The sequence below is a fragment of the Streptomyces sp. NPDC107528 genome (genome assembly GCF_055639295.1).
On record NZ_JBVKAV010000002.1, the window covers coordinates 264,916 to 285,479 of the forward strand.

Below are 20,564 nucleotides of genomic sequence, written 5' to 3' on the forward strand. Positions count from 1 at the left end.
AACGGAGTAGAACAAGGGTGTGTGGGATTGTGTTCGACTGCGTCTTCTTCTGTGAAGGGGGTTTGTCCGGAACGTTATGCGGGAGTTTCGAATCGCCTCAGCGTTCCGGGCAGCCGTGAACCGAGGGGCGCCATGTCGCCGTCAGCTCCGTGCCGTGCGAGCAGGTCCAGTGCCAGCCGTCCGCGCCGTACGCGTTCCCGGGCGGTGGCCAGCGTCAGGTCCCGCATGTGGTGGCCGTAGGGATAGATACCGGGGGCCTTGGAGAGCCCGAACTTCAGGTAGAGCGGTGCGCCGCGCCGGATCAGCTCGGCGACCTCGTACATCCGCACATAGCCGCCGAGGTCGTCGGGGGCCTCGATGTACATGTCCATGGGGGCGGCGGAAACCCGCCGTATCTCGGTGAGGTGATCGAGCGTCAGGTCGCTGGGCACGTTGACCGAGTCGGCGCCGAGGTTCTCGTACACCGCGTACGCCGCCGGGTTGACCGGCCCGATCAGCGCACTCACCTTGAGCGTCGTGTCGGCCGGGATGATCCCGGCGGCTCTCGCCCGGTGCAGCGTCCACAGCACGCCCTCGTCCGCGACGAGCAGGCACTTCACGCCCAACTCCGTTGCCCGTACGGCGTCTTCGACGCAGCCGGCGACGGCGTCGTGGCCCCGGGCGCGCAGTCCGGCCCCCCGCGAGTCGGTGCGCGTGGACCCGCCGATGTCCCAGGTGCCGCGCGGGCCGGTGAACAGGCAGAGCTCGATGTCGCGTTCGGCCGTGGCCTCGACCATCTCGGTGATCTCGGTGTCGGTCAGCATCCACACACCACTGCCCTGGCTGATCCGGTGGATCGGCACGTCCAGCAGCGAGGCTTCCTTCAGGACGACGGCCAGCGCTTCGGGGCCCTCGCACGAGGGGATCTCGGTGCGCCAGCGACCGCCGCCCGGGAACGTGTGGGGCGAGGCGTCGGCGGGGGAGAGGTCGGGCGCGGCCAGGCCGAGGGCGGCGAGAACCCGCTCACCGGGTCGGCGGGCTGCGGAAGCGTCGGTCACAAGCTGTCCTTCTTGTTCGATATGTCGGACGAGGTTCGCGGCTCAGGGTGTGCGTGGCTTGGTGTACGCCGGTACGGGGACCGTCAGGTTGCCCCCGTACCGGCGTACGGCTGAGGGGCACTCAGGGGCGAAGGAGGACCTTGCCCACCTTCGGATCGCCGGACCCGACGAGCTCGATCGCCTGCGGGAACTCCTGAAGCGGCAACTCGTGCGTGACCAGCGGCAGCGGATCGAGCAGCCCGGCCGCGAACACCCGCACCGTGTGCGCCCAGGCATCCGGCGGCGCCCCGAACACGGTGTGCACCTCCAGCTGCCGTACGACGAGATCGGTCGGGTCGAGTCCGAGGGCGCCCGGCGCCGGGATCCCCGTGAGGACGAGCCGCCCGCCGCGCCGCAGCAGCGCGGCGGAGGTGCGCGCGGCGTCGGCGGACCCGGCGGTCTCGATGACGACGTCGAAGTCGTCCGGGAGCAGCTGGTCCTTCGTGCGGAAGTCGGTCGCCCCGTACTGCCGCGACAGCGCCTCCCGGTCGCCCCGGGTGCCCACCACGAGCAGCTCGGCCGGCGAGCCCGCCTTCAGGAACTGAACGGCGAACATGCCCAGCGTCCCGGTCCCCACGACCGCCACGCGCTCACCCGGCAGCGCGTCGGCCTTGATCGCCGCGGCGGCGATACAGGCGGCCGGCTCCAGCAGGGCGGCGGCGGTGAGGTCGCAGTCGTCCGGCAGGACGTGCAGCAGCCGGGCCGGAAGCGTCAGCGTGGCGGCCATGGCGCCGGGCTGGGTGAACCCGGTCTCCTCGTACCCCGCGCTGCACAGCGTGGTCTCACCGGCGTGACAGCGGTCGCAGACCTGGCAGTTGCGGAAGCCCTCGCCGACGACCTTGCGGCCGACCAGCGAGTCCGGCACCCCGGCGCCGACCGCCGCGACGGTCCCGGACCACTCGTGGCCCGGCGTGAGCGGGTAACGGACATATCCCGCGGGCCGGTTGCCCTGGTACACCTCGCGGTCGCTGCCGCAGATGCCGACCGCGTGGACCCGGACCAGCGCCTCACCGGCCTCCGGCTCGCGCGGCGTGTGCTCGGTGAGCCGGTGCTCGCCGGGCGCCTCGACGACGACGGCGGTGCTCACTGCGCGCCCTTGGGCTTGCGCTGCTCCCAGCCCTCGGCCCACAGGTCGAACCGGGCCTGCTGCTGCGGGAACTCGGCGGCGGCGTCGACGTCGAACTCGACACCGAGACCGGGGGCGTCCGAGAGGTGGAAGCAGCCGTCCTCCGGGTTCACCTGCGGGGCGCCCTTCACGACCTTCTTGATCTCCGCGTCGGCGAAGTCGTTGAAGTGCTCCAGGATCTTGAAGTTCGGGGAGGTGAACCCCACCTGGAGGGAGGCGGCAGTGAGGACGGAGCCGCCGACGTTGTGGGGCGCGACGAGTACGTAGTGGCTCTCGGCCGTCGCGGCGAGCTTGCGCGTCTCCCAGATGCCGCCGATGTGGCCGACGTCGGGCTGGATGATGTCGACGGCCTGGCTCTCGAAGAGTTCGCGGAACTCGATGCGATCGTGAATCCGCTCGCCCGTCGCGACCGGCATGTCCACCTTGGCGGCGACCTTCTCCAGCGCCTTCAGGTTCTCCGGCGGGCAGGGCTCCTCCAGCCAGGCCGGCTTGAACGGCGCGAGCTCGCGCGCGAGCCGTACCGCGGTGGCGGGGGAGAAGCGGCCGTGCATCTCCAGCATCAGCTCGGCCTCGGGGCCGATGGCGTCCCGCACGGCCTCGATGAGCGAGACGGCGTACAGGGTCTGCTCGTGGTCGAGCTCGAAGTGGCCGGTGCCGAAGGGGTCGATCTTGAGCGCCTTGTACCCGCGCTCCATCACGCCCTGGGCCGCCTTGTGGTACGCCTCAGGCGTCCGCTCGGTCGTGTACCAGCCGTTGGCGTACGCCTTGACCTTGTCGGTGACCTTGCCGCCGAGCAGCTGCCACACGGGCACGCCGAGGGCCTTGCCCTTGATGTCCCAGCACGCCATTTCCACCACGGCGATCCCGGACATCACGATCTCGCCGGCCCGCCCGTAGTCGCCGTACTTCATGCGCCGGACGAGGTCCTCGACAGCGAACGGGTCGGAACCCAGAATGTGGTTGGCCTCGGCCTCCCGCAGATAGCCGATCAGCGCGTCGGTGTGGCCCAGCATCCGGGTCTCGCCGACTCCGGTGATGCCCTCGTCGGTGTGCACCAGGACGTATGTCAGGTTGCGCCACGGCGTCCCGACCACGTGTGTGCTGATTCCGGTGATGCGCACGGCAGTTGCCCCTTGCTGCGTCGTCGGCTCATTTGGCGTCGCACCCCGACGTGTTCGAAATTTCGTCACACGTTCGAAATGCTGACGTGACAGTAGGGAGGCGGCGCCGGGAGTGTCAATGGGTCGAACACATAACGGTTTCGACACCGCTTTCGATACGGATTTCGGGCAGTCGGTCGCGGAGTGTGGGGGGCGTGTCTGGCGAGTCCCGGCATATCCGTCAACTCGCCATGCCGGAACAGAAAGTTCCATACACAACTTTCACAGCTGTGACTATCAACGGTGCCTGTGCGGAACCTAGTCTTCCCGCGTCATGGACTACTGCCACCCGTGCCGACGGCACCTGAATGGCGCCCTCGCCTGCCCGGGGTGCGGCGCCGCGATCGAAGAGCTGCGCGTGTACGCGGGCACCCAGAACGAGGTGTACCCGCAGATGGCCGAGCGGGGCGTGGGAGGCCGGGGGGCGTACGAGGGGTACCAGGGTCAGTACGCCGGCGGCGAGGTCCGGTACGGGGACGGCTCGGGGCAGTACGGGAGCGGCGCCGGACAGTACGGCGGCGGCGAGTACGGCGCGAGTCGTCATGACGACCACTACGACGAGGCGCGCCCCGCGCAGGCCGCAGAGGCCGCGGACACCGGTGAGGTGGCCTCGGAGGCGGCGCCGGTCGCGCCGGCCGGCGGACGGGCCGCGCGGCGGGCGGCGCAGCGGCGCGGCAGGGGTCGAGGCCGTGACGAGTACGCCGAGTACGACGACGCACAGGACGACGCGTACGACGAAGAAGCGGACGACGACGGTGACGACCTGGACGACGGCTCCTCGTCGGGCGCCAGCCGTCGCGATCGCAAGGCTGCCGCGCACCGGCGCCGCCGTCGCCGGGTCCTGCTGGTGACCGCCGGCTTCGTCCTGGCCGCCGGTGGGCTTAGCCTCGCGGAACTCGGCATGGACGCCCCGGGCACGAGCCCCCAGCCCGCGGCCGCCGGGGACGAGTCGGCGGAGGGCGCGGCGTCGGAAGAGGTGACCGCGTCCCCCGAGGCGACGGACGGGACGCCGCGGACCGACGGGGACTCGCCGTCGGCGGATCCCTCGGCGTCTCCCTCGGCCTCCAAGTCGCCCAAGGACGAGGACGAGAAGAAGAAGGACGAGGACAAGACCCCCGACAAGGACGGCCAGTCGGCGACGACGGGCAGCGGCGGCTCGGGCGACACCACCTCGGCGCCCACCACCCCGTCCGACCCTGATCCCACGACCCCGACCCAGGAACCGACCACGTCGGACCCGAACCCGGACCCGACGCCCACGGAGACCTGCAACCGGTTCCTGTGGTGGTGCACGTGAGCCGGGTGCACGTGAGGCGGCCGTAGGGCCGCCTGAATCCGTTCACCTTCGCGAATCCAGAGGCGTGTGACCGTCTGAGGGACGCGTGCTGGGCAACGCCAGCCGGCCCAGCGTCCGCCAGTCCATCCGCGGCTTCGCCACGGGCACGCCCGGACGGTCGCGCGGCACGCGGACCCGCAGGGCGCCGGGCGTGATGCGGCAGATGACGGGCGTCGGCAGCAGAAGGGCCTCGCCGTCCACACCGACCGGGACGTCGGGGGCGTCGGCCTCGACCACCACCTCGTGCACGGCCAGCACCGTGAGCCCGCGCGCCTGCCTGCCGCGCAGCAGCCCGGCCGCCTGCGCGGCGTTGTCGACCTGCACACCGAGGACGCCGAGGGTGCCGGAGTCCAGCCGCGGGCGCCGGCCGAGGCCGGCCGCATCGCCCAACTGGTAGGGGTTGTTGCTGATCAGGACCCCTTGGGGAGCGTCGAGGACGCTGTCCCGCGCGCGGACGGTGAGCCGAGGCCCGACCTGATGGGTCAGCAGGTCCGGGAGCTCCCGGAGGATGGTGGGCACCTTGTCGTCGCGGTAGGCGGGGCTCTGCACGACCACCGCGTACACGCCGAAGGACGCGTTGTTGACGAAGACGCGCTCGCCGATGAGACCGAGGTCGATACGCACTTCGACGCCGTCGGTCAGGGCGTCGAGGCAGGTCGACGGGTCGGTCCGGTCGAGACCGAGATCCATGGCGAAGTGGTTGCGGGTGCCCGCGGAGACGACGACGAACGGCAGGTCGTGCCGGGCCGCCACACCCGCCACCAGCGCCTGGGTTCCGTCCCCTCCGGCGACCCCCAGCAGGTCCGCGCCCCGCGCCACGGCCCGCTCGGCGAGCTCCGCGACGTCCTGCGGGTGAGCCGGGTCGAGTACGGCGACCTCGGCGCCCAGGGCCCGGGCCTTGGCCACGAGGTCGTACTTGCCGACCTTTCCGCCGCCGGAGCGCGGGTTCATGATGAAGAACGGTGCGCGCGGCGGTGGGGCCGGGTGTTCCCGGGGGCCGGACCGGCCGGCGTGCGCGGCGAGGGCGGCCCGCCCGATCAGCAGCGCCGCGATCCACAGCGCCACGGCGGACAGCGCGGCCCACAGCAGGCCCACCACGGCGTAGTTCAGCAGCACGGCGATCGGCAGCAGGGCGGCGAGTGCGGCGGCGAGCAGCCGGGCCAGGCCGCGCCGGGAGAGCGCCCACCACAGGGCTGCGGCTGTCGCGGCGAGACCCGCCAGACCGACGGCCAGCAGCGCGAGGCTCTTGATGCCGGCGGCCGCCAGCAGCACGGCGATCGCGCCCGCCGCGACCAGCAGGGCCAGGCGTGCCGCCCACCGCTGAGCCGCCGCACGGCGACGACCGGACGTACCGGACGTCCCGGCGGGCTTTCGCGTACCGCCCACAACGGCATCCCACCGCCCGCGCACCGGCCCCGCATCACCTGCTCCGGGTGATCCCGTCGGCGCGCGGGGGCTGCGAGCATGCAGGTCAGGGGGACGGTCGACCACGCGGGCAGGGAGGGCCGGTCGGCCCTGCGGGCAAGGAGGCCCGGCCATGGCCATCACCACGCACCGCGGTCCGCTCTCGGTGATGCACGACCGTCCGCTCACCCCGGTCGAGCGCGCGGCCCTCGGCAAGGAGGCGCGTGCCCGGGTGCGGCGCTCCGAGCACGGCGTCTTCGCGCCCGACGAGAAGCGGCCCGATCCGATCGACATCATCGAGAGGCAGTCCGCCGAACGGGTCCCCGAGCTGGTGCCCATCCGGTACGGCCGGATGCTCGAATCGCCGTTCCGCTTCTACCGGGGAGCCGCGGCGATCATGGCGTCCGATCTCGGCGCCGGTGCGCACACCGGGCTGTACGCCCAGCTGTGCGGTGACGCGCATCTGCTGAACTTCCGGCTCCTCGGCTCCGCGGAACGCCACCTCGTCTTCGACATCAACGACTTCGACGAGACCCTGCCGGGCCCGTTCGAGTGGGACGTCAAGCGGCTGGCGGCGAGTCTGGTGATCGCCGGACGGGCCAACGGGTTCTCGGCGAAGCAGTGCGACAACGTCGTCCGGGCCGGCGTGGGGTCCTACCGCAAGCGCATGCGCGAGTTCGCCGGGCTGCGCACCCTCGACGTCTGGTACGCGCGGGACGACTTCGACCAGATCGGGGTGCTGCTGCCCGAGCGGCCGGGCAAGCAGGACAGGCAGCGGGCCGTGCGGGCGGCGACGAAGGCCCGTACCCGCACGAGTCTGCAGGCGGCCGCGAAGCTGACCCGGGAGGTGGACGGCGTACCCCGGATCATCTCGGATCCTCCCTTGATCACGCCGCTCGCGGAGCTGCTGCCCGGCACGCAGGGCGACGAGGTGGCGCAGACCCTGCGGGGACTGGTCACCGAATACCAGACCACCCTGTCGTCGGAGCGGCGGCATCTGCTGAGCCGGTTCCGCGTGGTCGACATGGCGCGCAAGGTCGTCGGGGTCGGCAGCGTCGGTACCCGCTGCTGGATCATCCTGCTGCTCGGCCGCGACGACGACGACCCGCTGCTGCTCCAGGCCAAGGAGGCCGGCGACTCGGTCCTCGCCCCCCACTGCGGCGCCAGCACGTACGAGAACCAGGGCGAGCGGGTGGTCGCCGGCCAGCGGCTCATGCAGGCCGCCGGTGACATCTTCCTCGGCTGGCAGCACGTCACGGGCATCGACGGCCGCCAACGCGACTTCTACGTACGGCAGTTGCACGACTGGAAGGGCATCGCCCGCCCCGAGACGATGGACGCCCGGACCCTGGGCCTGTTCGCCCGCCTGTGCGGCGCCTCCCTGGCCCGCGCCCACGCCCGCTCCGGCGACCCGATCGCCATCGCCGCCTACCTCGGCCGCAGCGACACCTTCGACCGCGCCCTGGCCGACTTCGCCCACTCCTACGCCAGCCAGAACGAACGCGACCACCAGGCCCTGACCGACGCGGTCAGCACGGGCCGCGTCACGGCACGGAGCGACTTGGCGGCGTGACGGGGGCACGGATGCCGGGACGCGTCATCCCGGAGCGGGGGAAGAGCCGGTGGTGTGGCGTGAGCCTCGGTGGCCGGGGCGGTTGAGTGCGGCGCGATGGGCCCTGTCCGAGGCTTGACCGTCGGTCGTGCGACCGCGCGGAGCGGGCCGGTGGCCTGACAGGGGCCTGCCCGGGGCGCGGCTGCCGGGGAGGGCGGTCGGCGGCCGTGCGGGCCCGTGGGGAGGCTTGGTGGGGGTGGCTCTCGGTGCGACCGGGGCAGACCGGCGGGAGCCGAGGGCGTGGACGGCCGTGACACCCGCCACCGCCGGCCCGGCCCGCCGTCGCTCATGGCGCCGCCTTCCTCAGGCCTGGCGGGGCCTGGCGTCGCGTCCCTTCCGTGGCAGCGCGGCGGTCGGCGCCTCCTCACCCTCCGTGGGTGACGACGGGCATGCCCCCAAGGGATCAGGCTCGGTGGTGGACGGCTGCGCGCAGCAGCCCGGTGTGGAAAGGAGGCCGGACATGGCCACCACCGCTACCCGCCACGGTGCGGGGAAGCAGACAGCCGCCACCGGCCTGACACTGTTCGCCGGAGTGATGCTCTTCATCTCCGGGATCCTCGACGTCTTCCGCGGCATCATGGCGATCGCCGACGACGACGTGTACGTCTCCACCCCCAACTACGTCTTCAAGTTCGACCTGACGAGCTGGGGCTGGATCCACCTGGTGTTCGGGGCGCTCGCCGTGATCGTGAGCATCGGCCTGTTCGGGGCGAAGACCTGGGCGAGGGTCGTCGGCGTAGGCGTCGCGGGACTGCTGCTGATCGCGAACTTCCTGTCCATCCCGTACTACCCGGTGTGGTCGCTCACGCTGATCGCGCTGTACGCGTTCATCATCTGGGCTCTGTGCGTGGTGAAGCGGGACCCCTTCGCTGATTAGGACGGCTATCGGCGCCCGTATGGGCCAGTTCGGCAGGCCGTTTCCGTGGTGCGCGGACGCAATTGAAGGGAGGGCGGGGACCCCGGAAGACCTGGAGTCCGCATGAGCGCCGCGCACAAGACCTCCGCACCCGTGCGCATCGCCCGGGCGACGGCCTCCGCGGTGCTGATCGTGGTCACCTGCATCCTCGTACCCGTCGCGCTGATGACGGTCTGGGTCCACGACATCGCCCTCGACACCGACCGCTACGTGAAGACCGTCGCCCCGCTGGCCACCGAGCCGGCCATCCAGGACGCGGCCGTCGACCGGATCTCCGAGGCGGTGGACGTCCGCATCGACGGGGACCGCGCCGCCGCGGAACTCGCCGGCTGGCTGCGGTCCCAGGGCCTGCCGCCCCAGGCCGTCACCGCCATCCAGGGGCTCGGGCCGCAGATCGACTCGGCCGTGGACGGCGCGGTGAAGAAGGTCGTCACGCGGATCGTGCACAGCGGCGCCTTCGACACCGTGTGGCGCAACGCCAACAAAGAGGCCCACAGAGCCGTCGTGCACGCTCTCACCGGCGAGGGCCGGGGCGCCGTCGGGGTCGCGGGCGGCACGGTCACGCTCGACGTCGGCGCGCTCGTCGAGCAGGTGAAAAAGGAACTCGTCAACGCCGGCCTGTCGCCCGCCAAGGCGATCCCTCAGGTCGACAAGCAGCTGGTGCTGTTCCAGTCCGAGCAACTGGAGAAGATCCGCGAGGGCGTGCACCTGCTGGACGTCGTCGGCTACTGGCTGCCCGTCCTCACCGTCGTCATCGGCGCGGCCGGGGTGCTGCTGGCCCGCCGCCACCGGCGGGCGCTCGCCTGGACCGCGCTGGGCGCCGCCTTCGCCTGCCTGGTGGTGGTCATCGCCCTGGTCGTCGTACGCCGCTACTACCTGGACCACCTCCCGGCCGCCGTGCAGTCGGACGCGGCCGCCGCGGCCGTGTTCGACACGCTGCTGCGCTTCCTGAAGGCCGCCCTGCGCACCACGATCGTGCTCGGGGTCGTGGTCGCGCTCGGCGCCTACCTGATCGGCCCCGGCCGCCTGCCGGTCGCGATCCGCCGCGCCTGCGACCGCACCGCGGACTCGCTCGCCACCTGGGCCTACCGGCACGAGATCCGGGCCGGACGGGTCGGCGCGTGGGCACAGGACCACCGCCGGTCGATCGCCCTGTCCGCACTGGCGGTCCTGGCCTTCGTCTTCGCCGTGTGGAACCGCCCCACCCCGCTCACGATCCTGGCCTTCGCGCTCGTCCTGCTCGGCACCCTGACGGTCCTGGCACTGCTCGCGGCCGGCGGCCGGGCCGAGGCCTCGCCGCCCACCCGTGAGGGGTGATGCCGGGCGGACCGCCCTGGCGCATCGTGAAGGCCACGGGACCACCGGGGCCCCGTCAGCCGCGCGGTCGTCGCGGCGGCAGGCAAGCGGAGGCGACCATGGACTACCCCCTGCTCGACGTCTTCCTCACCATGCTCTGGTTCTTCCTGTGGATCATGTGGATCATGCTGCTGGTCCGCGTGGTCATGGACATCTTCCGCGACGACGCGCTCAGTGGCTGGGCGAAGGCGGGCTGGACACTGATGGTCTGCGTGCTGCCGTTCCTCGGCGTCTTCGTCTACCTGATCGCGCGCGGACGCGGCATGGGCGAGCGCGAGCTGCGCATGGCCCAGGACCGCGAGCGCGCGTTCCGCTCTTACGTCCAGGAGGCCGCGGCCCCGCGGCCCAAGGCGCCGGGCGCCAAGGCGGACGAACTCGGCAAGCTGGCCGCGCTGCACGACAAGGGCGACATCACCGACGCCGAGTACGAGCAGGCCAAGTCGAAGGTCCTCACGGCCTGACCCGCACGCTCGGGTCCGCCTCCCGGGGCAGCAGTGCCGCGGCCACCAGGCCGGCGATGCCGACGGCGCCCAGGACGATCAGGGCGGCGGCGTAGGCGCCGCGGGTGAGTCCGGAGACCAGGATCGTGCCCGCGATCGCCGTCCCGAAGGAGGAGCCGAGGTTGGAGACACTGCGGGACAGGCCGGAGATCTCGCCCTGCTGTTCCTCGGGGAAGCTCGACTGGACGACGTTCACGGACGGGGTGAGCATCACGCCCAGGCCGAGTCCGATCAGGAGGAGCCCGGGGGCGTAGACCCATGGGTTGACCGACGCGGACGCCAGGGTGACCAGTACCGCGATACCGACGACGGACAGGACGAAGCCGGTCATGATGAGCGTGCGCTGCGACCGGCGTTTCGACAGGCTCGCGGCGGCCAGGGACGAGGCGAGCAGGCCGAGCGTGGCAGCCGTGAAGATGACCCCGGTCCCGATGGCGTCGTAGCCGCGCACGACCTGGAGGTAGGCGGCCACGGTGAACGACGTGCCCATCAGCAGCAGCCACTGGACGTTCTGGGTGACGAGGCCGAGGTTGGACGTGCGGTCGCGGAACAGACCCAGTGACAGCAGGGGCTCCCGGCCGGCCGCCTCTTCGGCACGCACCCGGCGGAAGAACCACCCCAGCACGAGGACGCCGGCGGCGAGCAGACCGAGCATCAGCCAGACGTCGTTGTCCGCGGCCAGGATGCCCGTCACGATCAGAACCAGACCGACGGCGGACAGGACCGCCCCGGCGGTGTCGAAGGAACGCGTCGGATCCGGGGGCAGCGGGTCCTTCATCCTGCGGCTGAGGACGACGATCAGCGCGATGACCAGGGCCTGGAAGACGAAGGCCGCCCGCCAGCTGATCCACGTGGTGATGAGTCCGCCGATCAGCGGCCCGGCGGCGGCCCCGATGCCGCCCAGCGCCATGATCACCCCGAAGGCGCGGGCCCGTGAGGTCATGTCCGGGTGGAGCAGGGTGGCGAGGATGTAGACGGGAGGGATGAGCAGGGCGGTGCCGATGCCTTCGAGGATCGAGTTGCCGAGGATCAGCACGCCGAGCCCCGGGGAGACGGCGCACAGCACGGCGCCGACGGCGTAGACGACGAGGCCCGCCAGGAAGCAGCGCTTGCGCCCGTAGCGGTCGGTGAGCTTGCCGCCGGGGATCATCAGCGCGGCCATGACCAGCAGGAAGAGCGTGATCGCCACCTGCACGCCCTGCACGGTGGTGTCCAGGTCCTCGCTGATGTCGTTGATCATCACGTTCATGTTGGAGCCGGCGAAGCTGCAGATGAACTGGGCCAGCGCAAGGGCGGCGAGCACGGTCCGGCGCCCTGGCTGTGGCTGTGGCTGTGGCTGTGGTTGTGGCTGGGGGTGCGGTTGCCGGTCCGGGTCAGCCACCGTCGTCGCCCCCGCCGGTCGGTGGCCCGGGCGTCGTGTAGCTGTGGGGCGGGTCGTACTGGCCGACGCCGTGTGTCGGGCTCGCCGCTGCCCGGCCGAGTTGCTCGTCCAGGGCCGTGGCCGCGTTGACCAGGGCGAGGTGGGTGAACGCCTGGGGGAAGTTGCCGAGTTGTTCGCCGGAGGGACCGATCTCCTCCGAGAAGAGGCCGACGGGGTTGGCGTAGGTGAGCATCTTGTCGAAGGCGTACCGGGCCCGCCCGAGCCGGCCGCTGCGGGCCAGGGCCTCGACGTAGTAGAAGCTGCAGAGGTTGAAAGTGCCCTCGGCGCCGCGCAGCCCGTCGGGCGAGGCCCCGGGGTCGTAGCGGTAGACGAGGCTGTCGCTGACCAGCTCCTTGTCCATGGCGTCGAGGGTGGTGAGCCAGTCCGGGTCGTGCGGTGAGATGAAGCCGACCTGGGGCATCAGCAGCAGCGAGGCGTCCAGGACGTCCGTGTCGTAGTGCTGGACGAAGGCCTGGCGACCGGGGTGCCAGCCGCGTTCGACGATCTGCCGGAAGATCGCGTCGCGGGTCTCGGTCCAGTGATTGATCCGGCCCGGGCGGGCGTGCGAGACGGCCGCACGGATGCCGCGGTCGAAGGCGACCCAGGCCATCAGCCGGCTGTAGGTGAAGTTCTGCCGGCCGCCGCGGGTCTCCCAGATCCCCTCGTCCGGCTGGTCCCAGTGTTCGGAGAGCCAGTCCAGTACGTCACGCATGGCGTTCCAGCCGCGGATCGCCCCGATGTCGCCGCGCACCGCCAGCGCGTCGGCCGCCTCGCCGTAGATGTCGAGCTGGAGCTGGCCGGCGGCCGCGTTGCCGGCCCGGACGGGCCGTGAGCCCCGGTAGCCCTCCAGATGGTCGAGGGTCTCCTCGGTGAGATGAGGGTCGCCGTCGATCCGGTACATGATCTGCAGGGGGTCCCCCGTGGCGGTGCCGCCGGCGTCGACGCGCTCGCGCAGCCAGCGCCGGTACGCGTACGCCTCCGCCTCGAAGCCCAGGTCGATCAGCGCCCGCACGGAGAGCGAGGCGTCACGCACCCACGTGTAGCGGTAGTCCCAGTTGCGCTCGCCGCCGATCTGCTCGGGCAGTCCCATGGTGGCGGCGGCGATGGGCGCGCCCGTGGGGGCGTAGGTGAGCAGCTTGAGCGTGATCGCCGAACGGTTCACCGTGTCCTGCCAGCGCCCTCGGTAGGAGCAGGAGCGCAGCCAGGACAGCCAGAAGGTGCGGCACGAGCCCATGTCGTCGACCAGGCCGCCCAGTTGCGGCGCGGGCCCGGGGGCGCCGCCGCTCGCGGTGCCGGTCAGCACGACGGCCACCGCCTGCCCGGCGGAGAGGGTGAAGCGGCCGGTGACGTCGTCGCCGTCCGCGTGGAAGGCGACCCCGGGGGTGCACTGGAGGTGCAGGTCGGTTCCCGGGCCGTGGAAGACCGCCGAGCGGTCGTCGTCCGGCGGGAGGGTGAGGGTGTGCGGGGCGCGGGCGTAGTCGAAGCGGGGGCGGCAGGAGAAGGTGAAGGGCAGGCTGCCCCGGACGACGCGGGCGATCCGGATGATCCGGTGCCGGTCCGTCGGCGTCGGGGAGTCGACGGGAGGCATGAAGTCGGCGACCTCGCCCACGCCGCCGGGCGCCATGTACCGCGTGATCAGGACCGCCGTGTCGGACAGGTACAGCTGTCGCACCGTCAGCCCCTCGCCCTCCGGGAGATCCACGGCGAACCGGCAGTGGCCCCCGCGCTCGCTGTCCAGCAGCGAAGCGAAGACGCTGGGCGAGTCGAAGCGCGGTGTGCACCACCAGTCGATGGTCCCGGCGGACGAGACCAGAGCCGCGGTCTGCAGGTCGCCGACCATTCCGTGCTCGGCGATGGGCGGATAGCGGTCGACCATGCCTGCCTCCCTCTCCACGTTCATCGTTGGAGAAGAGCTCCGAGCGGGGCTTCACCCCTGACAGGTGAAACCCGGCGGCAGCGGGCGCGCGGCCCGCCCGGGCGGGGGACCGCCGCGGTCGGCGGCGGCACCCCACCCGCTCCGGGTGATGCCGTCCCGGGACGACAGGCGCAGCGTGGAGCACATCAGGCTTGGAGTGCCGCCGTGGCCCCACGACGGCCGGCAGGTGGAGGCGACCGTGGACTATCCGCTGCTCAACGCTTTCCTGACGATGCTCTGGTTCTTCCTGTGGGTGCTGTGGTTCGTGATGCTGTTCCGGGTCTTCGGAGACATCTTCCGGGACGACAGCATGAGCGGCTGGGGCAAGGCGGGCTGGGCGGTCTTCGTCTGTGTGCTGCCGTTCCTCGGCGTGTTCGTCTATCTGATCGCCCGCGGACGCGGCATGGGTGAGCGTGATGTGCGCCAGCAACGGCGGCAGGAGGAGGCGTTCCGCTCCTACGTCCAGGAGGCGGCCGCCGATGCCCCGGCGACCGGGACCACCGGAACCACCGGGCCGACCCACGCGGACCAGCTGACCAAGCTCGCCGGGCTGCACGACCACGGCGACATCAGCGACGCCGAGTACGAGCGGGCGAAGGCGAAGGTGCTCGCGGGCTGAGCCGTACGTTCACTCCGGAAGCCGGCGGAACTCCGCCACGCGCAGCCCCAGCGACTGGAAACGGATCAACAGGCCGTACAGGTGCGCCTCGTCGTCGACCTGGCCGTACAGCACCGTCTGGTTGGGGACGACGAAGCTGTCGAACTCGGGGAACGCCGTGGTCAACTCATCCGACATCTGCCCGTCGACGCGGATCTCGTAGCGCATGACCTCATGCTCGGCGACCTCGGGCACGGGTGGCATCACCCGGGCGAGGTGACACGTCACAGCAGCCCGAACTCACGGGCCCGGCGGACCGCCTCGCCGCGCCGGGTGGCGGCGAGCTTGCGGTAGATGCTCTTGAGGTGCGTCTTCACCGTGTTCACGGACAGATGCAGGTCGGCGGCGATCTCCTCGGTCGACATGAGCTGCGCCAACCGCTCCAGTACGTCCCGCTCCCGCGCGCTGAGCGTTTCCGGGCGCGGGCCCACGGGCTCCTCGCGCCCGGGAGCGGGCGTGCCGGTCAGCCACGCATGCTCCCGGGCGAGCGCGGGCCGGCGGAGCAGCAGCCGCCTGACCCAGGACCCGGCGTCCAGGAACGGCCGCCTCAGGTGATGCGGGCGCGCGGCGGCCAGGGCCCGCAGCAGCAGGCTCTCGGCGGCGGCGGAGTCGCCGAGCGCGTCGGCGGCCTGCGCACGGGTCAGTAGAATCCATACGTCGATGACGGGCCCGGGGTCGCGGTGCTCGGGGAGTTGGAGCTCGTCGAGGATGCGCAGGGCCTTTTCGCCCTCACCGGCGGCGACCCGCGCCCTGGCCTCCGCCACCAGGCTCTCCGGGCCGTGGGCCGGCCGGTCCTCGAAGACCTTCACCGCGGCCTTCGGATCGCCGTCGGCCAGGTGCGCCGCGGCCATGGCCATCGCGATGCGGTCGCTCACCCACGGGGACGGCTCGGCGGAGACCAGCGGCTGCTTCGCCATGTCGTCGAGGGCCAGCAGCGCCGAGCGGGGGTCCCCCTTCGCGAACAGCATCCGCGAACGCAGGATCGCCAGCTCCACGGCCACGACGGGATCGCGGGAGGCGGCGGACGTGGCGGCGGCGCGGTCGAGCTGGCCCTGCGCCGCCGCCAGGTCGTCGCGGTCGATGGCCACGGCGGCCAGCACGAGCTGGGCCATCCCGGTCCGGTCGGACACCGGCAGCCCCGAGTGCTCCGCCTCCGCGACCGCGCTCCTGGCGTGCGACTCCGCCTGGCCGGGACGGCCCTGCAGGAAGTCGATCAGCGCCAGGCGGCTGAGCGCCTCGTGCCGCGCGAAGGCCGTCGAGGGCTCCTGGGGGGAGCGGACGGCTTCGGACAGCGTCGAGCGCGCGGCATCGAAGCGGCCCGCCCACAGCTGCGCCGATCCGAGGTCGGTGAGCATGAGGGCCGTCAGCTCCGGGCACTGTTCCAGCCGGTCGGCGGGCAGGGCCCGCTCCGCCTCCGCGGCGGCCTTCGCCGCCAGCTCGGCCAGGTCCGCCGAACCCGCCACCCGCGCGGCCAGCACCCGCAGCACCGCACAGCTCAGCCGCACCGCGGCCGCGTCGCCGGAGTCGTCGTCCGGCAGGTTCTGCTCCGCACGCCCCAGGTAGGTGACGCCGCGCTCGACGTCGTGGTGGGCCAACTCGCGTGCCGCGCGCACCAGATCGGAGGCCGGCCCCGACGTCTCCGGCGCCATCCTGGCGAACAGGCCGTCCAGCCGCTCGGCGGACAGCCCCGTCAGCAACCGGCCGATCGCCAGCCGGCCGATGAACTCGTCCGCGGCCAGCTCCCAGTCACCCGCGTCCGCCGCATGCGACAGGGCCTCGTCGAGCAACCCCGTTCGGCTCAGCCAATGGGCGGCCGTACGGTGCAGCTCGGGCTCCAGGCCGGGATGGCGGACGCCCAGATGCACCCTCAGGATCTCGGCGAACAGCGGGTGCAGCCGGTACCAGGAGTGCCCGATGGGCTCGACGAACGCGTTCGCCCGTTGCAGGCCCTCCAGGATCGGCTCCGCGTCGACCCGGCCGGTGAGGGCGTTGGCCAGATCGGGGTGGATCTCCTCCAGGATGCTCGCCCGCAGCAGCAGATCCTGGGTGTCGGACGGGTGGGCGCGGAGCACCTCGCCCAGCAGGAAGTCGGCCACCGTGCTGTGCCCCGGCTCGAACTCCGCGAGGAAGGCCTCCGGGTCGTCGGCCCGCTGGGCGGCCAGCGTGCACAGCCGCAGTCCCGCCGCCCAGCCTCCGGTGCGCGCGGTCAGCACACGCGCGCCGGCGCCCGACAGTGCCAGTCCGTGCCGGTCGGCGAGGGCCGCCGTCTCCTCGGCGCGGAACGCCAGATCGGCGCCCCGGATGTCGACGAGCTCACCGGCGGCCCGATAGCGGTAAAGCGGCAGCAGCGGCTCCGTACGGCTGATGACCAGCAGGCGCAGGCCGTCGCCCGCGTGGCGGAGCACGAACTGCAGTCCGTCGGCCACCTCGGCGCACCCGGCCACCCGGTCGAACTCGTCCAGGACGAGGGTCACCGGCCTGTCCCGTCCGTCCAGCCAGGCCGCGACCCGCGCCAGCAGCGAGTGGTCCACCTCGCCGGGGCGGGCGGGGCTGCCGATGTCCGAGGGGAGGGCGATTCCGTGGTGCCGGAAGGCATGCAGGACGTAGGCCCAGAACACGCCGGGGGCGCTGTCCTCCGGCTCCACCGTCAGCCAGGCGACGTCCCCCGGCTCGCGGGCCGTGATCCAGTCGGCGACCAGCAGGGTCTTGCCGGCCCCCGCGGGTCCGTTCACCAACGTCAGCGGAGTGCGCAGGCCCTCGGCCAGCTGATCGAGCAGCCGCGCCCGGCGCACGAACGTCCGGGGGACCGTCGGCACGGCGAACCGTGCGGCGAGAACCGGGTCACCGCCCGGGGTCACCGCCCTCATGACGGCATCGCCGTGGCTCCCGTCGGCCGAGCGTGACTTCGCACCCATCACACGCCTCGTGGATGCCCGAGCGACATGACACCCTCAACACCCACCATCCGATCGTCGCCCCGGACCGGCCCGCCCGCAAGCGATCAGCCCACCCGGCCACCGTCGACAACCGAGCGGGCAGGGGCCCAGGCGTCCAGCCTCCGCCCCAGCAGGCCCTCCAGCGCCGGTGATTCCGGGCCCCGGCGCCCCGCCTGGGTGGTCGCGGCTTGCTTTAAGTGCCGGTCTGCCGGGTTGGGCCGGCGGTCCGCCAGTCCGCAGGGCCCCAGCGGGTCGGGCGTCGAGCGTCCGCCGGGCCAGGTCCTCCAGCGCCGGTGATTCCGGGCCCCGGCGCCCCGCCTGGGTGGTCGCGGCTTGCTTTAAGTGCCGGTCTGCCGGGTTGGGCCGGCGGTCCGCCAGTCCGCAGGGCCCCAGCGGGTCGGGCGTCGAGCGTCCGCTGCGGCAGGCCCTACAGCGCCGGTGGCTCCGGGTCCCGGCATCCCGCCTGGGTCGTGGCGGCCGGCTTCACGCGCTGGTCCGCCGTCGCCAGCTCGCGGAAGTCCAGCCGGTCGGGCGTCCGCATCCACAGCAGCAGGCCCTCCAGCGACGGTGGTGTTCCGGGTCCCGGCACCCCGACTGAGCCGTGCCGGCCGGCTTCACGCACCGGTCTTCCGGGTTCGGCCGGCGTCCACCGGCTCGCGGGCGGGGCTCCAGCCGGTCAGGCGTCCGTATCCGCCGCAGCAGGTCCTTCGGCGCCGCCCGGCATCCCGCCTCGGTCGCCGCGGCCGGCGTCACGTGCTGGTCCGCCGGCGTCCGCCAGCTCGCGGGGCTCCAGCCGGTCAGGCGTCCAGCACGCGCTGCGGGAGGTGCGTCAGGGCTGGCCCTTCCGGGTCCCGGCGTCCCGCCTGGGTCGTGGCGGCCGGCTTCACGCACCGGTCTGCCGGGTTCGGCCGGCGTCCACCGGCTCGCGGGCGGGGCTCCAGCCGGTCAGGCGTCCGCATCCGCCGCAGCAGGTCCTTCGGCGCCGCCCGGCATCCCGCCTCGGTCGCCGCGGCCGGCGTCACGCCTTGGTCCGCCGGTGTCCGCCAGCTCGCGGGGCTCCAGCCGGTCAGGCGTCCAGCATCCGTCGCAGCAGGTCCCGCAGAGCCAGCCGTTCCTGGTCCGACAGCCCCGCCAGCGGCTCCCGGGCGAAGCGCAGGGACTCCCGCAGGCTGCGTGCCACTCGGCGGCCCTCCTCGGTCGCCGCGGCCAGCTTCACGCGCCGGTCCGCCGGGTCCGGCCGGCGTTCCACCAGCCCGCGGGACTCCAGGCGGTCCACGATGCCGGTCACGTTCGACGGCTCGCAGCGCAGCCGCTGCGCCAGCTTCCGCATCGGCAGCGGCTCCAGCGACAGCAGGCTCAGCAGCCGCGCCTGCGCGCCGGTCAGGGCGTGCTCGGCGGCGGCCTCCTCGTACTCCTGGTGATAGCGGGCCACGACCGAGCCGATGAGGTCGACGACTTCCAGGGTCATGTCATCGGGACGATGGGTCTTCTGCGGAATGGTGGCCATGCTCTCAGGGTACCCCCATTACTTGACATCCTGAAATATTCAGGAGCATGGTTGTTTCAGGTACTGAAGTAAAAACGTACGCACGGAAAGGCGCACCCCTCCCATGATCAACCGCGAATGGCACCTCCTCTCCCGCCCGGTCGGCTGGCCCAAGCCCGAGGACTTCGCCTTGGTCGAGGCCGAGATGCCGACCCCCGGCGAGGGCCAGGTGCTCGTACGGAACAAATACCTCTCCGTCGACCCGTACATGCGCGGACGCATGTCGGCCGCCAAGTCCTACGTCGCCCCCTTCGAGCTCGGCAAGGTCATGCAGGGCGGCGCCGTCGGTGAGGTCGTCGAGTCCAACGCCGAGGGCATCGCCGTCGGCGACCACGTCCTGCACTTCTTCGGATGGCGCGAGTTCGCCGCGGTGGACGCCAAGAACGCCGTGAAGGTGGACCCGGAGGCCGCGCCCCTGTCCACGTACCTCGGCGTCCTCGGCATGACCGGCCTCACCGCCTACGCCGGCCTGCTGCGCACCGCCGTCTTCAAGGAGGGCGACTCCGTCTTCGTGTCCGGCGCGGCGGGCGCCGTCGGCAGCCAGGTCGGGCAGATCGCCAAGCTCAAGGGCGCCTCCCGGGTCATCGGCTCCGCCGGCTCCGACGAGAAGGTCAAGCTCCTCGTGGAGGAGTACGGCTTCGACGCCGCCTTCAACTACAAGAACGGCTCGGTCGCCGAGCAGCTGCGCGAGGCCGCCCCCGACGGCATCGACGTCTACTTCGACAACGTCGGCGGCGACCACCTGGAGGCCGCGATCGGGCAGATCAACCTCCATGGCCGGATCGCCGTCTGCGGCATGATCTCGGTCTACAACAACACCGAGCCGGCCCCCGGCCCGAGGAACCTCGCCCGCCTCATCGCGACCCGCGCCCGCATCGAGGGCCTCCTCGTCGGCGACCACTACGACCTGCAGCCGCAGTTCGTCCAGGAGGTCGGCCCCTGGGTCGCCTCGGGGCAGCTCAAGTACCGCGAGACCTTCGTCGAGGGGATCGAGAACAACCTGGAGGCGTTCCTCGGGGTGCTGCGCGGTGACAACACCGGGAAGATGATCGTCCAGCTGTAGGACTGGGTCGGGCCCTGTGCTGGGTTTCCGACATGCGGTAACTTCTTTCCGAAATCCGTCGCGATCGTGGGCGCGAGTCGCGGCGGACCGAGGAGGAAGACACCGCATGTCCATCCAGCAGTCCGAGGTCCTGTACACCGCTGTCGCCACCGCCGAGAACGGCCGTGACGGCCGCGTCGCCACCGACGACGGCAAGCTCGACGTCGTCGTCAACCCGCCCAAGGAGATGGGCGGCAGCGGCGCCGGCACCAACCCGGAGCAGCTCTTCGCGGCCGGCTACAGCGCCTGCTTCCAGGGCGCCCTGGGCGTCGTCGCCCGCCAGGAGCAGGCCGACATCACGGGCTCGACCGTCACCGCGAAGGTCGGCATCGGCAAGAACGACGACGGCTTCGGGATCATCGTGGAGATCTCGGCGGCCATCCCGAACGTCGACGCCGCGACGGCCCGCAACCTGCTCGAGAAGGCCCACCAGGTGTGCCCGTACTCGAAGGCGACCCGCGGCAACATCACCGTGACGCTGGTCTGAGCCGGTTCGATCCG

The 20,564-nt window shown here is 72.1% G+C and carries 19 protein-coding genes; 9 read left to right on the forward strand and 10 right to left on the reverse strand.

The window, feature by feature from the left end; genetic code table 11:
- Nucleotides 1–74 precede the first annotated feature (74 nt).
- The 3 genes from ACZ7L5_RS06260 to ACZ7L5_RS06270 all read right to left on the reverse strand — a co-directional run bounded on the left by ACZ7L5_RS06260 (nucleotide 75) and on the right by ACZ7L5_RS06270 (nucleotide 3,323).
- Nucleotides 75–1,037, reverse strand: coding sequence for a glycosyltransferase family protein (locus ACZ7L5_RS06260; RefSeq protein WP_328881917.1), 963 nt, complete (start codon nucleotides 1,035–1,037; stop codon nucleotides 75–77).
- Nucleotides 1,038–1,158: 121 nt separating this feature from the next.
- Nucleotides 1,159–2,163, reverse strand: coding sequence for a zinc-dependent alcohol dehydrogenase (locus ACZ7L5_RS06265; RefSeq protein WP_471514869.1), 1,005 nt, complete (start codon nucleotides 2,161–2,163; stop codon nucleotides 1,159–1,161).
- Entirely contained in the window at nucleotides 2,160–3,323 is a 1,164-nt protein-coding gene (locus ACZ7L5_RS06270) for a mandelate racemase/muconate lactonizing enzyme family protein (protein WP_471514871.1), read from the reverse strand. Before ACZ7L5_RS06270 ends, ACZ7L5_RS06265 begins: the two co-directional genes overlap by 4 nt.
- Nucleotides 3,324–3,636: 313 nt before the next feature.
- Here ACZ7L5_RS06270 and ACZ7L5_RS06275 point away from each other — a divergent pair, with 313 nt between their 5' ends.
- A complete protein-coding gene (locus ACZ7L5_RS06275) occupies nucleotides 3,637–4,659 on the forward strand; it encodes an SCO2400 family protein (protein ID WP_471514873.1) in 1,023 nt (340 codons plus the stop codon).
- A 42-nt stretch (nucleotides 4,660–4,701) separates the two neighbouring features.
- On the opposite strand, the gene ACZ7L5_RS06280 is transcribed toward ACZ7L5_RS06275, so the two are convergent.
- Nucleotides 4,702–6,084: a diacylglycerol/lipid kinase family protein gene (locus ACZ7L5_RS06280; RefSeq protein ID WP_471514875.1), complete on the reverse strand. Its 1,383-nt coding sequence runs from the start codon at nucleotides 6,082–6,084 to the stop codon at nucleotides 4,702–4,704.
- Between the two features lie 151 nt (nucleotides 6,085–6,235).
- Here ACZ7L5_RS06280 and ACZ7L5_RS06285 point away from each other — a divergent pair, with 151 nt between their 5' ends.
- The 4 genes from ACZ7L5_RS06285 (at nucleotide 6,236) to ACZ7L5_RS06300 (ending at nucleotide 10,447) form a co-directional block, all read left to right on the forward strand.
- Nucleotides 6,236–7,675 (forward strand): DUF2252 domain-containing protein, encoded by a 1,440-nt coding sequence (locus ACZ7L5_RS06285; RefSeq protein WP_471514877.1) that lies wholly within the window; start codon nucleotides 6,236–6,238, stop codon nucleotides 7,673–7,675.
- A gap of 499 nt (nucleotides 7,676–8,174) precedes the next feature.
- Entirely contained in the window at nucleotides 8,175–8,591 is a 417-nt protein-coding gene (locus ACZ7L5_RS06290; protein WP_362377780.1) for a DUF7144 family membrane protein, read from the forward strand.
- 102 nt (nucleotides 8,592–8,693) lie between these two features.
- Nucleotides 8,694–9,947, forward strand: coding sequence for a hypothetical protein (locus ACZ7L5_RS06295; protein ID WP_471514880.1), 1,254 nt, complete (start codon nucleotides 8,694–8,696; stop codon nucleotides 9,945–9,947).
- Between the two features lie 98 nt (nucleotides 9,948–10,045).
- A complete protein-coding gene (locus tag ACZ7L5_RS06300) occupies nucleotides 10,046–10,447 on the forward strand; it encodes an SHOCT domain-containing protein (protein ID WP_369270804.1) in 402 nt (133 codons plus the stop codon).
- Here the strand turns inward: ACZ7L5_RS06300 and ACZ7L5_RS06305 are convergent.
- Nucleotides 10,437–11,789, reverse strand: coding sequence for an MFS transporter (locus tag ACZ7L5_RS06305; protein WP_471514882.1), 1,353 nt, complete (start codon nucleotides 11,787–11,789; stop codon nucleotides 10,437–10,439). The two genes, ACZ7L5_RS06300 and ACZ7L5_RS06305, sit on opposite strands and share 11 nt — an antisense overlap.
- A 70-nt stretch (nucleotides 11,790–11,859) precedes the next feature.
- A complete protein-coding gene (locus tag ACZ7L5_RS06310; RefSeq protein WP_471514884.1) occupies nucleotides 11,860–13,806 on the reverse strand; it encodes a glycoside hydrolase family 15 protein in 1,947 nt (648 codons plus the stop codon).
- A gap of 247 nt (nucleotides 13,807–14,053) precedes the next feature.
- Between ACZ7L5_RS06310 and ACZ7L5_RS06315 the strand changes: the two genes are divergently transcribed.
- Nucleotides 14,054–14,440 carry an SHOCT domain-containing protein gene (locus tag ACZ7L5_RS06315; protein WP_365060540.1) on the forward strand — a complete coding sequence of 129 codons (387 nt, stop codon included), beginning with the start codon at nucleotides 14,054–14,056 and terminating at the stop codon, nucleotides 14,438–14,440.
- Nucleotides 14,441–14,449: 9 nt separating this feature from the next.
- Here ACZ7L5_RS06315 and ACZ7L5_RS06320 read toward each other — a convergent pair whose 3' ends face one another.
- Nucleotides 14,450–14,647 (reverse strand): hypothetical protein, encoded by a 198-nt coding sequence (locus tag ACZ7L5_RS06320; RefSeq protein ID WP_328881926.1) that lies wholly within the window; start codon nucleotides 14,645–14,647, stop codon nucleotides 14,450–14,452.
- Nucleotides 14,648–14,703: 56 nt separating this feature from the next.
- On the reverse strand, nucleotides 14,704–17,346 hold the full coding sequence (locus tag ACZ7L5_RS06325; protein WP_471514886.1) for a helix-turn-helix transcriptional regulator: 2,643 nt from the start codon (nucleotides 17,344–17,346) through the stop codon (nucleotides 14,704–14,706).
- A gap of 62 nt (nucleotides 17,347–17,408) precedes the next feature.
- On the opposite strand from ACZ7L5_RS06325, the gene ACZ7L5_RS06330 reads away from it, so the two are divergent.
- The gene (locus ACZ7L5_RS06330) at nucleotides 17,409–17,567 is read left to right on the forward strand and encodes a hypothetical protein (RefSeq protein WP_471514888.1); all 159 of its coding nucleotides are present in this window, start codon (nucleotides 17,409–17,411) and stop codon (nucleotides 17,565–17,567) included.
- A gap of 275 nt (nucleotides 17,568–17,842) precedes the next feature.
- On the opposite strand, the gene ACZ7L5_RS06335 is transcribed toward ACZ7L5_RS06330, so the two are convergent.
- Both ACZ7L5_RS06335 and ACZ7L5_RS06340 read right to left on the reverse strand, forming a co-directional pair.
- Nucleotides 17,843–18,037 (reverse strand): hypothetical protein, encoded by a 195-nt coding sequence (locus ACZ7L5_RS06335; protein ID WP_471514890.1) that lies wholly within the window; start codon nucleotides 18,035–18,037, stop codon nucleotides 17,843–17,845.
- A 444-nt stretch (nucleotides 18,038–18,481) separates the two neighbouring features.
- A complete protein-coding gene (locus ACZ7L5_RS06340; RefSeq protein ID WP_363035803.1) occupies nucleotides 18,482–18,922 on the reverse strand; it encodes a MarR family winged helix-turn-helix transcriptional regulator in 441 nt (146 codons plus the stop codon).
- Between the two features lie 103 nt (nucleotides 18,923–19,025).
- Between ACZ7L5_RS06340 and ACZ7L5_RS06345 the strand changes: the two genes are divergently transcribed.
- Together ACZ7L5_RS06345 and ACZ7L5_RS06350 are read left to right on the forward strand one after the other, a co-directional pair.
- Entirely contained in the window at nucleotides 19,026–20,024 is a 999-nt protein-coding gene (locus ACZ7L5_RS06345; protein ID WP_471514892.1) for an NADP-dependent oxidoreductase, read from the forward strand.
- Nucleotides 20,025–20,130: 106 nt separating this feature from the next.
- Complete coding sequence (locus tag ACZ7L5_RS06350) at nucleotides 20,131–20,550, forward strand: organic hydroperoxide resistance protein (protein ID WP_362377790.1); 420 nt, start codon at nucleotides 20,131–20,133, stop codon at nucleotides 20,548–20,550.
- The last annotated feature ends 14 nt before the right edge of the window (nucleotides 20,551–20,564 follow it).

Bases quoted from the DNA above. Each gene is read 5' to 3' on its own strand.
- ACZ7L5_RS06275 (WP_471514873.1), top strand. From the start codon at position 3,637: ATGGACTACTGCCACCCGTGCCGACGGCACCTGAATGGCGCCCTCGCC.
- ACZ7L5_RS06285 (WP_471514877.1), top strand. From the start codon at position 6,236: ATGGCCATCACCACGCACCGCGGTCCGCTCTCGGTGATGCACGACCGT.
- ACZ7L5_RS06290 (WP_362377780.1), top strand. From the start codon at position 8,175: ATGGCCACCACCGCTACCCGCCACGGTGCGGGGAAGCAGACAGCCGCC.
- ACZ7L5_RS06295 (WP_471514880.1), top strand. From the start codon at position 8,694: ATGAGCGCCGCGCACAAGACCTCCGCACCCGTGCGCATCGCCCGGGCG.
- ACZ7L5_RS06300 (WP_369270804.1), top strand. From the start codon at position 10,046: ATGGACTACCCCCTGCTCGACGTCTTCCTCACCATGCTCTGGTTCTTC.
- ACZ7L5_RS06310 (WP_471514884.1), bottom strand. From the start codon at position 13,806: ATGAACGTGGAGAGGGAGGCAGGCATGGTCGACCGCTATCCGCCCATC.
- ACZ7L5_RS06315 (WP_365060540.1), top strand. From the start codon at position 14,054: ATGCTCTGGTTCTTCCTGTGGGTGCTGTGGTTCGTGATGCTGTTCCGG.
- ACZ7L5_RS06320 (WP_328881926.1), bottom strand. From the start codon at position 14,647: ATGCGCTACGAGATCCGCGTCGACGGGCAGATGTCGGATGAGTTGACC.
- ACZ7L5_RS06325 (WP_471514886.1), bottom strand. From the start codon at position 17,346: ATGAGGGCGGTGACCCCGGGCGGTGACCCGGTTCTCGCCGCACGGTTC.
- ACZ7L5_RS06330 (WP_471514888.1), top strand. From the start codon at position 17,409: ATGCCCGAGCGACATGACACCCTCAACACCCACCATCCGATCGTCGCC.
- ACZ7L5_RS06340 (WP_363035803.1), bottom strand. From the start codon at position 18,922: ATGGCCACCATTCCGCAGAAGACCCATCGTCCCGATGACATGACCCTG.
- ACZ7L5_RS06345 (WP_471514892.1), top strand. From the start codon at position 19,026: ATGATCAACCGCGAATGGCACCTCCTCTCCCGCCCGGTCGGCTGGCCC.
- ACZ7L5_RS06350 (WP_362377790.1), top strand. From the start codon at position 20,131: ATGTCCATCCAGCAGTCCGAGGTCCTGTACACCGCTGTCGCCACCGCC.